At 67.0% G+C, this 11,336-nt stretch carries 11 protein-coding genes and 1 tRNA gene; 7 read left to right on the forward strand and 5 right to left on the reverse strand.

Features of this window, described 5'->3' with window-relative positions; all coding sequences use genetic code 11:
- Positions 1–52: 52 nt before the first annotated feature.
- Positions 53–1,678, forward strand: coding sequence for a DNA methyltransferase (locus VF631_RS14575; RefSeq protein WP_431851047.1), 1,626 nt, complete (start codon positions 53–55; stop codon positions 1,676–1,678).
- A 36-nt stretch (positions 1,679–1,714) separates the two neighbouring features.
- Here VF631_RS14575 and VF631_RS14580 read toward each other — a convergent pair whose 3' ends face one another.
- Complete coding sequence (locus tag VF631_RS14580) at positions 1,715–2,944, reverse strand: hypothetical protein (RefSeq protein WP_431851048.1); 1,230 nt, start codon at positions 2,942–2,944, stop codon at positions 1,715–1,717.
- Positions 2,945–3,100: 156 nt separating this feature from the next.
- On the opposite strand from VF631_RS14580, the gene infA reads away from it, so the two are divergent.
- The 5 genes from infA (at position 3,101) to VF631_RS14605 (ending at position 5,236) form a co-directional block, all read left to right on the forward strand.
- Positions 3,101–3,346, forward strand: coding sequence for a translation initiation factor IF-1 (gene infA / locus VF631_RS14585; protein ID WP_431851049.1), 246 nt, complete (start codon positions 3,101–3,103; stop codon positions 3,344–3,346).
- Between the two features lie 22 nt (positions 3,347–3,368).
- Positions 3,369–3,944: a Maf family protein gene (locus VF631_RS14590; RefSeq protein ID WP_431851050.1), complete on the forward strand. Its 576-nt coding sequence runs from the start codon at positions 3,369–3,371 to the stop codon at positions 3,942–3,944.
- Positions 3,937–4,929 carry a ribonuclease gene (locus VF631_RS14595; RefSeq protein ID WP_431851051.1) on the forward strand — a complete coding sequence of 331 codons (993 nt, stop codon included), beginning with the start codon at positions 3,937–3,939 and terminating at the stop codon, positions 4,927–4,929. Before VF631_RS14590 ends, VF631_RS14595 begins: the two co-directional genes overlap by 8 nt.
- Positions 4,907–5,119, forward strand: a complete 213-nt coding sequence (gene yacG / locus VF631_RS14600) for a DNA gyrase inhibitor YacG (RefSeq protein WP_431851052.1) — start codon at positions 4,907–4,909, stop codon at positions 5,117–5,119. Before VF631_RS14595 ends, yacG begins: the two co-directional genes overlap by 23 nt.
- 41 nt (positions 5,120–5,160) lie before the next feature.
- Positions 5,161–5,236: transfer RNA gene (locus VF631_RS14605), tRNA-Phe, on the forward strand.
- Between the two features lie 509 nt (positions 5,237–5,745).
- On the opposite strand, the gene VF631_RS14610 is transcribed toward VF631_RS14605, so the two are convergent.
- From VF631_RS14610 to VF631_RS14620, 3 genes are all read right to left on the reverse strand, one after another.
- Positions 5,746–7,629 carry an ATP-dependent nuclease gene (locus VF631_RS14610; RefSeq protein ID WP_431851053.1) on the reverse strand — a complete coding sequence of 628 codons (1,884 nt, stop codon included), beginning with the start codon at positions 7,627–7,629 and terminating at the stop codon, positions 5,746–5,748.
- A 437-nt stretch (positions 7,630–8,066) separates the two neighbouring features.
- Complete coding sequence (locus tag VF631_RS14615; RefSeq protein ID WP_431851054.1) at positions 8,067–8,627, reverse strand: SH3 domain-containing protein; 561 nt, start codon at positions 8,625–8,627, stop codon at positions 8,067–8,069.
- A gap of 88 nt (positions 8,628–8,715) precedes the next feature.
- Positions 8,716–9,705: a hypothetical protein gene (locus VF631_RS14620; RefSeq protein WP_431851055.1), complete on the reverse strand. Its 990-nt coding sequence runs from the start codon at positions 9,703–9,705 to the stop codon at positions 8,716–8,718.
- Positions 9,706–9,776: 71 nt separating this feature from the next.
- On the opposite strand from VF631_RS14620, the gene VF631_RS14625 reads away from it, so the two are divergent.
- Entirely contained in the window at positions 9,777–10,427 is a 651-nt protein-coding gene (locus VF631_RS14625) for a thermonuclease family protein (RefSeq protein ID WP_431851056.1), read from the forward strand.
- Between the two features lie 3 nt (positions 10,428–10,430).
- Here the strand turns inward: VF631_RS14625 and VF631_RS14630 are convergent.
- A partial coding sequence (locus VF631_RS14630) for a hypothetical protein (RefSeq protein WP_431851057.1) occupies positions 10,431–11,336 on the reverse strand: 906 nt, incomplete at its 5' end.

Consider the following 11,336-nt stretch of genomic DNA (forward strand, 5'->3'; position numbering starts at 1 on the left):
TTGGCTTCGCCGCCACCTTGCCCCGCGCCCCACAGCCCGCCATGCTCCGCGCATGAACCGGCTCTACTACGGCGATAATCTCCAAGTCCTGCGCGATCACATTCCGGATGAGAGCGTCGACCTCATCTATCTCGATCCGCCGTTCAATTCGAACGCGGGCTACAACGTCCTGTTCAAGGCGGCGTCCGGCGCCGGGGCGGATGCGAGCATCGAGGCGTTCGACGACACCTGGACCTGGGGAGACAGCGCCAAGGAGGCTTTGCTCGACATCGCGAGCGGGACCAACCGCCCGCTCCAGGTGATGATGGAAGCGATGCGCACCGCGCTCGGCGAGAACCCGCTCATGGCCTATCTGGCGATGATGGCGGTGCGGCTAGTCGAACTCCACCGCGTCCTCAAGCCGACCGGGAGCCTGTACCTCCACTGCGATCCGACGGCGTCGCACTACCTCAAGCTGGTGCTGGACGCGGTGTTCGGGGGGGAAAACTTCCGGTCAGAGATCAGCTGGAAGCGACAAACAGCTCACAACGATGCCGCACAAGGCCGAAAGCAATACGGCAACATCCGAGACATTATCTTCTTCTATACGAAGTCCCGCGAATGGACCTTCAATTGGCTCTACACACCTTACACCGACGATTACGTTGAAAAATTCGGCAGGCATGTCGAGCCCGACACAGGCCGGCGGTACTTCTTAGGTGATATCACTGCTCCGGGAGGAGCTAGCCCTGCCAAGCGTAACCCACATTACGAGTTTCTTGGCGTCACACGCTACTGGCGATTTTCCCAGGAGCGGATGGAGAGGATGTACGCAGAAGGGCAAATCGTGCAAACCGCGCCCGGCAGGGTTCCAAGGCAGAAGCGGTACTTGGATGAAATGCCTGGCGTCGCTTTGCAGAACGACTGGAGCGACATCCTTCCCGTACAGCCGCATTCCAAGGTGGATCGCGCTCTCGGCTACCCCACCCAGAAGCCTCGCGCTCTTCTCGAACGCATCATCGCCGCCTCGTCTAACCCCGGCGATGTGGTGCTCGATCCGTTCTGCGGCTGCGGCACCGCCGTGGACGCGGCGGAGAAGCTCGGCCGCCAGTGGATCGGGATCGACATCACCCATCTCGCGATCGGCATGATCGAGGATCGGATGCGTCAGGGCTATCCCGGCATCCAGTTCGAGACGGTCGGCGTGCCGCGCGACCTCGCCTCCGCCGAGAAGCTCGCGGCCGACGATCCGCACCAGTTCCAGCAATGGGTGTGCTGGCAGGTCGGCGGCTTCCCGCGCGACAAGAAGGGCGGCGACAAAGGCGTCGACGGCTGGTTCAATCACCTGGCGGAGGGCGGCCGGGTCGAAACCGGCGTGATTTCGGTCAAGGCGGGCGACATCGTCAACCCGAATATGGTCCGCGATCTCGGCCGCGTGATGGAGCGCGACAAGCACCGCTTCGGCCTGTTCGTGATGAAGTCGATGCCGACCCGCGGCATGCTCGCCGAAGCGGCGTCACACCCCACCATCGAGACCGAGTTCGGCCGCTTCCCCGCGCTCCAGTTCGTGACGCTTGCCGAGCTGTTCCAAGGATTGAAACCCAAGCTCCCGCCGCTGATCAGCCCGGTCAAGAAGGCGTCGCGCGTGGAGACGCGGGTGAGCCACCAGAAGGGGGCACAAGGCGGACTGGCGCTCTAAAAAGGGGTGGGCGCACAGCCGCGCTCCTGTGCGGCTTTAGCGGGTCGCCCCGCGGCCGTCATCGTACAGCAGCGACCAGCCCTCCGGCAGGTAATCGGTCGACATATAATAATAGAGCGTGCAGCGGCCGGCCTGGCTGTTGGCGCCCTTGGCGATGCCGAAGGCGGTGGTGCCGAGGAAGACGGGGCCGCCGCTGTCGCCGGGCCGGCAGCGCGGGCCTGAGACCGCGACCCAGACCGGCGCGCATGGCCCTGCGCACAGATCGCCGGGCGGGGCATAGTCGATATATTCCACGGGAGCGCAGCTGTAGCCGCTCGCCTCGCCGCGATGGCAGACGAGGTCGCCGACGCGGGTGCTGGTGCGGTTGCGCCAGCTGGTGACGGTGCGGGCGGAGCTGCGGCCCGCGCCTGCATAGAAGAGCGGGCGCCGGCCCAACTCGCCCACATGGACCTGCACGTCCTGGTAGCTGACGCCCCATTGCCCGACGAACTCAAGCGGGACCTCGCCGCCTCCGGGGTCGCGATAGGACAGGCTGTCGGGGCAGTGGGCGGCGGTGACGAGCCCGGTACGGACCCGGTCGGTGACGAGAAACCCGGTGGTGCAGACCCGGCGGCGACCGTCCAGCGGGTCGACGCCTTCCAGTCGTTCGCCGCCAAGCGCGGTGTCGCGGTCCTCCGCACCGAGCAGGCGGATGCGGGACGGGACGCCCGTCAGCGCTTCGAGCTCGGCGCGCCTGTCCTCCGTAGCGTCGGCCCAGCCGTCCGCCTCGGCGATCATCAGCACCAGCGATCCGGTGCGCGGATCGAAGCCCATGCCCTGGGCGCGCGGGAAGGCTTCGCGGATCGCCATCTGCGCGCTTCGCAACGCCGCAATGACTTCGGCGCGGGTCGCCGCTGCGCCGGTCTCGAAGCTCACCGGCACGCTGCGCCCGCCCGCCACAATCGTCCGGCCGGGGACCGGCTCGGCCCCGGTCAAAAGCACGACAATGCGGTAGTCCGGCACGTGCTCGACCCAGATCCCGGCCAGACGATCCGCATGATCGGTCTGGAGGCGGTCGGTCGCCCCGACGCTCGCCTCCTGCGCCTGCAGACGAGAGGCCGCCTCGGCCTGCGTGACCCCGAACAGTCGCGCATATTCGGCGGCATCCTCGCCCACCGCCTCGGCGGGGCCTTGCACGCGCAGTTCGTCGGGCGGATCGGCGGCCTCGGCGGATGTGGGCAGGAGCACCGACGCGAAGATCGCGGCGGCGATGGCTGGAAGCTTCACGGGATCGATCTCATCGGGGCTCCGGCTGTTCCTAATCCGCGCAGCCTTGCGCCAAGCTGACCGGCTGGGCCGCCGCCAAGCTTCCCTTTCGGAGGAAGGAAGGCTAAGGGCTTCGCGCCGCAGCGCCCTTTGCGCGCGACTAGCTAAGAGGTTTGTTTGGCCAAGGAAGAACTTCTCGAAATGCGGGGGCAGGTCGTTGAACTGCTGCCCAACGCCATGTTCCGCGTCCGCCTCGAGAATAATCACGAGATTCTCGGCCACACCGCGGGCAAGATGCGCAAGAACCGCATCCGCGTGCTGGTTGGCGACGAAGTGCTGGTGGAGCTCACGCCTTACGATCTCACCAAGGGCCGGATCACCTATCGCTTCATGCCGGGCCGCGGCGGACCCGGCCCGTCCTGATCCGACGCGCGGAGGCGCGGTGATGCGGCTCCTTCTTGCATCAGCTTCGCCACGACGGCTCGATCTGCTGGCCCGCATCGGGGTGACGCCCGACGCGGTGATCCCCGCCGACATCGATGAAACGCCGCGCAAGATGGAGCGGCCTGCCGATTATGCCGTGCGCATGGCGGACGAGAAGGCGGCTGCAGTCGCCGCGGGCGAGCCGCCCGGTGTGCTGGTGCTGGCGGCTGACACGGTGGTAGCGGCGGGCCGGCGCATCCTGCCCAAGACGGAGGATGAGGCGGAAGCGCGGGCGACGCTGTCGCTGCTGTCCGGACGCCGGCACCGGGTTCTCTCGGCAGTTACTCTGATCGGCGAGGACGGCCGGGCGCGCCGACGCCTTTCGACGACGATCGTCGCGTTCAAGCCTTTTCACCCGCAGGAACTGGAGGCTTACCTCCGAAGGGGCGAATGGCGGGGCAAGGCGGGCGCTTATGCGATCCAGGGCCGGGCCGAGGCGCTGGTGCGGATGATCTCCGGCAGCCATTCGGGTGTGGTCGGCCTGCCGCTGTTCGAGACCCGCGCCCTGCTCCGCGCGGCGGGATATCCGATTGGCTGAATGGCTGTACGAGGCCGGGATCGGCGAGAACCGCGCCGCGCTCGTCGAAGGCGACACCATCCTCGAAGCCGCGATCGAATGGCCGGACGAGCTTCGCGCCGGGGCGGTGCTGGCGGGCCGGCTCGCGGCCATCCTGGTCCCGGGCAAGCGCGGCATCGTTCAGACAGGGGACGGGGCCGAGGTTTTGCTGGAGCCGCTCGCCGCGTGGGTGACGGAGGGAGCGGCAGTTCGCGTGGAGATCGTGCGGGAGGCGGTGCCGGAGGCGGGCCGGGCGCGGCTTCCCAAGGCGCGGCTGACGCAGGAGGACCCGCGTTCCGGGCCGACGCTGGAGCAGCGTGTCCGCGCGACGGATGACCCGGTGACCATGGTCGGTGCCCACGGGCCGGATCGACTGGAGGCGGCGGGCTGGTCCGAGCTGTTGGACGAGGCGGCCAGCGGAGAGATCGCTTTCCCAGGCGGCGCGTTGCGGATGAGCCTCACGCCGGCCATGACCCTGTTCGACGTCGATGGCGCGCTTCCAGCCGCCGAACTCGCGCGCGCCGGAGCGGCGGCGGCGGGACGGGCGATACGCCGCTTCGGCATCGGCGGCTCGATCGGGATCGACCTGCCCACCCTGGAAGGAAAGGCGGACCGCCAGGCGGCTGCGGCGGCGCTCGACGCCGTGCTGCCGCAACCATTCGAGCGCACGGCGGTGAACGGCTTCGGGTTCCTGCAACTGGTCCGCAGGCGGACGCGCGTCTCGGTCCCTGAGCGGGTGCAGGGCGACCCGGCCGGGGCCGCGGCGCGCGCTTTGCTTCGCCGCGCCGAGCGGGACCGGGGAAGCGGGGAGCGCGTGCTCGTCGCCGCGCCCGGGGTCGTGGAGCGAATCGAGGCGCGGCCGGACTGGCTCGACCGGCTGGGCCGCAGCCTCGGCGCGCCGATCGCCTTGCGGGCCGATCCGCGGCTCGCCATATCCGCCGGCCATGTCCACAGCAGCCCGATCTGAAGCGCGCCGCCGCGGCGCCTGCCCACTATGCGGCAAGCCCGCCGAGGCCGCGCATCGCCCGTTCTGCAGCCAGGGCTGCCGCGACCGCGACCTGCTGAACTGGCTCGGCGACGCCTATGCCGTGCCCGGTCCGCCCGCCGAGGATCTGGGCGCGGACTTTCCGGACGGGGACGGGCTGGACAGGGGCTAGCGCGCTTCTCTATAGGCCCGGCTTCCGCGTCGCCCGGACATGCCCAGGTAGCTCAGTTGGTAGAGCATGCGACTGAAAATCGCAGTGTCGGCGGTTCGATCCCGTCCCTGGGCACCACTTTTTCTGAAATCCGCAGACTGAGAGGCCCTCGTGGCAACCGAGCGAGAGTAACTGCTTGGTCAAAACGACTTAGTCCGCCTATCGCAGGGTCTCGGAAATCGGGTTCTTCCGCCGTTTTCGGTGCTCTACTCGAGTGTCGGCGGACCGGACCAACCCCGTTTAGCGCAGTATTGCGTCTTCTTTCCGAGACGGCGCTCGACCAATGCGTATCCGGGCAATGGAGGAAGTCGTCACCGGAATTTGAGCTGGCGTCTCGGATCGCCTTTCGAGGCCTGCAAGCGCTTCTTGGTGGTCTGCTTCCAAGAGCGTGGAAGGACAGCCGCCACCCGTTCTACGGCGTGTGGTCCGGAAAGACCCAATAGCGGTCGTTCACGCGGCTTTTGCGATTACCCGCAATCGGACGCTCGTTCATCGGCACCGTAGGGCGAGAAAGCACCCATCTCGGCCATTCGGGAGGCTGCCACTCTATTCCAAAAGCTGCCGTTCACTGGAACGGGCGTGGACGATCAGCCGGGTTGGACTTGGCCGACCGCGTCATTGAGATTGTCGTTCCTCGCAACCGTCAGGGGAAATCCGGTCAGGTTGAAAATCTCCGAACGAAGTTCGACGCGCACCGCAAGCTGGTTGACACTCGAAGCGTTGTGAAAGGTGAAGAGTCCTCCGATTGCCGGCAGGACTGAGATCGCCATGGCCTCGATCTGAGTATCGGTTGAGCCGGGTTCCATGGACTGGAAAATGGCGCCCAGAGCCGCCGCCAGCTTGCCGCGGAGGAGTACGCTTTCGTCGATGTCGCGCCCGGGTGCCGCGCAGCGCAGCGCGCGGATGAGTTCGGGATACTTGACCGCCAACTGCGCGGGCGTCAGCGCGGCGAGGCGATCGGCCTCGGCGCTCGCGCGCGCGGGCTTGCCTGTGCCGCTCAAGGAGTCGGCGTAGTAGTTCTCGATCGCGCCGCGGCGGAGAAAAAAGCAGCCGACGCGTTCGAGCCCGTCAAGCAGCACGCGGTAGCGGGTAGCCAGCGCCGTCATCTTGGCCCCAAGCTCACCAGTAAACGTGGAGGGGTCAGTCAGGAGCTGGGCGAGCGTGCAGCGCCGACGCTTTACATCTGGGTCCTGCTTGTCCGACCAGTAGGGATAGGCCCCGACCACCGCGTCGATCGCCGCGGTGTTCTCGGCGATTAGCCCGGCCAGTTCGGACCGCAGTTTGCCGTCGAGGTCGATGAGTGAGGGGTGGCCCATAGCGTTAGCAGTCGCAACCGCCCCGTCCGCTCCGCTGAAGTCGTTCACAAGGCGGTTGTCGTCGGCGAGGGCATCGAGATCGGCAAGCACAGTCACCCGCATACCGACTTTGGTAAAGAGCTTCCTTGCCTCGCGAAATTCGCCCTTCCCGAGCGCGGGGAGGATTTGGGTGTTTCGCGCCTCAATCTTCAGGCCGAGACGCCGGGCGGTGCGTGCCGCGACGATCTCGTCGCTCGGCCCTTCGACCAGGAGGATGCGCTCGGCGAACAGCGCCTGCCGGTGCGACAGGCTCGTGCGCGCGACGAATTCTTTGAGCTTCGACGATTGGAGCAGGCCGTCGACAGGATCAATCTGGCGACAATCTGCGTCGCCACCAAAGAAAACGATGCCGGGAAGGTCGGCGAGCGAACTGAGGGGCAGGAACGAAGGCGAGTGAGTCGAAATTATGATCCGCTTCTTGCCCGGATCGGCCCAGTCGCCGGCGACCGATTCCATTTCCTCCAAGATGAACGCCTGAAGCTGCGGGTGAAGCGAGATCTCGGGCTCGTCGACGATGAGAGTGCCGATCGTGTCGTCGTAGATCGCGGCTAGGAGCGAAACGAGCTGGGTAATGCCGCTCGCCTCGAGCCCGGATTGATAGCGAGCGTTGCCGGACATGGCGGTAAATGACACTCTGAGTCCTCGCTGACTCCACTGAAAGTCGATCCCGCGATCGAAGAGCTGTTGCAGCCGCGTTTCGACTTTTATCCGCAAATCGGGACGATGATCGAGATTCATCAGGTCGCCCACGACGCTCTCAATTTCGTACCAGCTGGAGCGATAGTCGACGTGTCCGTAAAATGCCTCGCCTTGGTTCGAACCTACACCGGGGGTATCGATCGCCGCGCGGAAGCGGTCGATAGGGCCGGTACGCCCCGCCGGAAGAAATCGGACGTGGGCGGCTTCCGCACCGCGATTGCGAAGCGCTTGCTGGATGGACCGCAGGGCCCGCGTCTTACCGCTGCCGTTGGGCCCGACAAGGGTGGTGATGCCGGGGCGGATCGTGACCGTGCCGCCGGGCTTCCCCGATACGACGTCGAGCGGAATCGCAACGTCGGTCGTCGGAGCTGCTGCAGCAGCGGTGGACGGAACATGTACTGCGGGATCGTCGGACACGGGAATCTCTTGGGGATCGAAGTTTGCTTTTGGCACTCCTTGCAGCGACGCTGTACCACCGCAATGGGGTCCATAGCGGAATGGCAGATTTCGCAGTCCGCTCCCTCGAAACCTGCCTTTCCGCTCCCGGCCAGAAGCTGCGACTTGAGGCAGCATGAACTAACGTCCGGTTTCGGGGTGCGGCAAAGCGCCCCTGAATGACCGACTTTGGGTCAGAGCTGCCATTCGTCGAGGCTGGCTTGAGCGTCCGGCATGGGCGCTAAGCCGCCCTCGGCTTGGCATGAGCGAACGTCTGCTCTCCGCCTATGTGCACCTGGAAGTGGACGGGCCGCTTTTCACCACAATCGGCTAGTCAGGAGGAGCAGAACTTTGGGCAGAGATTGGCGTAGCAGGCGGGCCAGAACACTTAGGCGCCGAACGGCGCCTTCGACGCCCTCCTATACTCCATACCGCTTGTTGCCGCCGCTCGTGATGCAATAGCGCCCTCCGCGCGGCCCGACGCAAACGTTGCTCCCGCTGCAGGGGCAGGATCCGCCGACGCTGCTGCCTCCGCGAGCACGTGAGCCGCGGCTCGACGCCTTGGATCTGCGTCTCGTTGAGCTCCCCGCAAGAGATTGCCGAGCCGTGGACCTGGTGCCTGACCGTGCACGGCTGCCGGACGCCCGCGTAGAGCTCCCCGCGAGCGACTGCCTGGCCGAGGATCGGGTACCGGAGTACGTCGGGCTACCGTAGGCTCCTCGCACCGGCGCCTCCTCGGCAACGTAGCGCGAGGAGACCCAGCAAGCGGCGCCTGCTGCCGGATCGACGTACGCCCAACCGGCCGAGCGGGAGAGGATGGAAACCTCCTCGCCACGTGAGAGCCTCGACAGCACGCTCGCCGTCGTCCGCGGTGCAGACCGGCAGTTCAGAGTGGAGCTGGTCACGTAAGCGGCCTGCGCAGCCGAGCCTACGCCCAGCAGCGCAAGGCAGGCCGCCATTCTTAGAACGAACGCTCTCATCAACTTGTCTCCCTGTTCAAGATGATCGATCCTTAGCTGCGTTGACGGCAGCGCAGCTGCGCCGCGCGCTATAGTCACCTGATCGGACTCACGCCGCAAGGTCGATGCCGAATGCAGCAGGGTTCAGGGCCCGAAAGCCCTCTCGCTTGCTCCAGTCCTTGTGCCCGCCCAGCCGCTCCACAAGGGCGGGTGCCTCGGTGCGGGCGAGGTTGAGAGCGCGCACGGCCTGGGCGGCAACCCGGAGGTGCAGCACCGGTCTCGCTTCGATGTGGCCGGTCGCCCTGTCCAGGATGTCCGTCAGCATCAGCACCTCGACCTCATCGATTGGAAGAACCGAAAGGAACTCGAGCGCGACACGGACGGCTGCGGAGCAAATCGTGTCCCGGTGAATCTCGTAGCGCCTGCCCAGTTGGAGCGACTTCACCGATGCCTTGCCGGATTTGAGCAGCGTGATACTCTCCTCGGGCATGTCCTCAAGGTCGAGCCCATCGACCACCGCGATAACGCGCCCGTCCAGGAACATCGTGTCAACGCCCTCTACGGAGAAGGGAAGCGCCCCCAAAGCGCTATGCTCTTCAAGCACCCGGACCATCGCATCCGGATCACGCTCCACGACCCGCTGTGCCGTCCGGATCTCGGCATTCCGTCGTGCTGCCGCGGCCTGCTGGGCGGAATGTGCTGCATCGTCGCGCGCGCGGGCACTCACAATCTCATCCTGGAGCGCCTGCCGCACCCGCTCCTCCCGGCCGAGGACACGCGTCATCCAGCCCGCCCGGTACGCCGAGAGCCGCGCCTCGGCCGCCAGCTCCTCGTCGTTCCGCCGAACCGGATCCGGAACGGGCGGTGACGTCGCGATTGCGCGCCAGTCGCGGCTCACGAGCCCCGTCCGATGCGCACCCGTGAGCGCGCCGATGATCTCCTCGTATTCGGCGGCAGCCCGGCTGGAGGCGTCGAGATGGGCTTGCCGGTGAAGCGCCTGCTGTTGCGCAACGCGCTGGCGCTCCGCCTGCTTCGCCGCGCGATCCATGGCACGCATCGTGCGCACGACGCCCTTCGTGAACTGCCTCGTCGTCACCATGCGCCGTGCCCCCGCAAGCCGTTTGTGATTGTCCCAGAGCAACTTATACCGCGAACACCGGGGGAGACCAGATGGGGGAGACGGCGATGCTTGGCCTCTGGCTTGGGATAGCTGCGTCGGCGACGTTCTCGGGCACGGCTCATGTCGTCGACGGCGACACGCTCCGGGTCGGGACCGAGCTGGTCCGTCTGTCGGGAGTGGATGCACCCGAGCTCTCCCAGCGCTGCGGGCCCAAGACGGCGCCGGTAGCCTGCGGCACGTTGGCGGCCGGCTGGCTCCGGACACGGCTCGACGGCCGACGCGTCGAATGCCGTGAGATCGATCGCGGTCGCTACCATCGCAGGGTGGCGGTGTGTCACCATGCCGGGGCCGACGTGGCTGCCGCCCTCGCCGAGGCGGGATGGGCGACCGCCTATCGCCGCTACAGCTCCGCATACGTCGGCGCCGAGGGGCGCGCTCGCTCGGCGCGACGCGGCATCTGGAAAACCGGGTTCGAGACGCCGGCCGAGTACAGGCGGGAGCGCCCCGAGGCGGCAGGCGCCGCGCCGCCCCCCAACCCCCGCTGCCCGATCAAGGGCAACGTGAACGCGAAAGGCACCAGGATCTACCATCTGCCCGGCTCGCGCGACTACGGGGCCGTTCGCGTTGACGAGAGACGCGGCGAGCGATGGTTCTGCTCGACCACGAAGGCCGCGGGCGCGGGCTGGCGGCCGGCGCGCTAGACCTCAGCGCAGCGTGCGCTCGCGCAGGACAGGGACCTCGGCGCCCGCTGGCGGCACAGTCCCGTCGACGGCAATACGCTTCAAAGGCGTCGCGCCGACAGGAAGCGCTCGCTCGATCCGCAGGCCGCCGCCGACCTCCGCGAGCCTGTCTTGAAGTGTCGACACGTCGCCGCACCAGATTGTCTCCGCATCGCGGTCACGCGCCGGATCGGGACCCCTCCCACCCGCCTCAAAGGCCACAGCCCTCATCTGCATGCGCTCGGCTCCGCCCACCGCGCTCACCTCGACGCCATAGTCAGGGCGCGTCGCGCTCCTGAGCACCAATTTTCCGTTCTGCGCGAACATCGTCGCCATGCCCTCGTTTACCTCGTACCCGAGGCCGGCGAGCCCTGCGAGGACGGCAGTGCGCCTTGCAGCCGCAGCCAGCCCGGCGCGATGCGCTGTGAGCGTCTCGCGAGCCTGGGCCAGTCTGAGTTCGAGCGAGGCGGTGTCGAGTCCGTCTAGGCCGCGCTCGTATGAGTTCGTCGGGAGCCCGGCGGCACTGACTTCTGCGAGCAGGATCGAAAGATCGGAAACCAGGGCGCCGCGCCTCCGGGCGTCGGTGAGCGCGCGTCCCGTCTCGACCTCCAAGCCGTCGAGAATAAGTGCGCGTCGTGCAGGCGTCGCGCCGAGGGCCTCGTCCAACCGCCGCCGCAACGGCAAGATGGTATCGTCGTCGAGGCATAGCGCGAGCTCCTCCAGCCGGACCTCGATCCGCTCCAAGGCGGGATCGACCAATTGAGTCGGCTGGGAGGCAAGCCAGGCCGCAAACGTCCGGCTCGAGCCCTCCTCCCGAAGCCCCGCGGCAAGCTCGCTCGAAGCGCCGGGAACAGTGACGTTGGCCGAGAGAAGCTGGAAGCCGCGCGAGAG

It is taken from the genome of Allosphingosinicella sp. (genome assembly GCF_036387615.1).
Lineage (GTDB): Bacteria > Pseudomonadota > Alphaproteobacteria > Sphingomonadales > Sphingomonadaceae > Allosphingosinicella.

What these genes read in the sequence shown, in the direction of transcription:
- VF631_RS14575 (WP_431851047.1), top strand. Translation starts at nt 53, where the DNA reads ATGAACCGGCTCTACTACGGCGATAATCTCCAAGTCCTGCGCGATCAC.
- VF631_RS14590 (WP_431851050.1), top strand. Translation starts at nt 3,369, where the DNA reads ATGCGGCTCCTTCTTGCATCAGCTTCGCCACGACGGCTCGATCTGCTG.
- yacG (WP_431851052.1), top strand. Translation starts at nt 4,907, where the DNA reads ATGTCCACAGCAGCCCGATCTGAAGCGCGCCGCCGCGGCGCCTGCCCA.
- VF631_RS14615 (WP_431851054.1), bottom strand. Translation starts at nt 8,627, where the DNA reads ATGAGAGCGTTCGTTCTAAGAATGGCGGCCTGCCTTGCGCTGCTGGGC.
- VF631_RS14620 (WP_431851055.1), bottom strand. Translation starts at nt 9,705, where the DNA reads ATGGTGACGACGAGGCAGTTCACGAAGGGCGTCGTGCGCACGATGCGT.
- VF631_RS14625 (WP_431851056.1), top strand. Translation starts at nt 9,777, where the DNA reads ATGGGGGAGACGGCGATGCTTGGCCTCTGGCTTGGGATAGCTGCGTCG.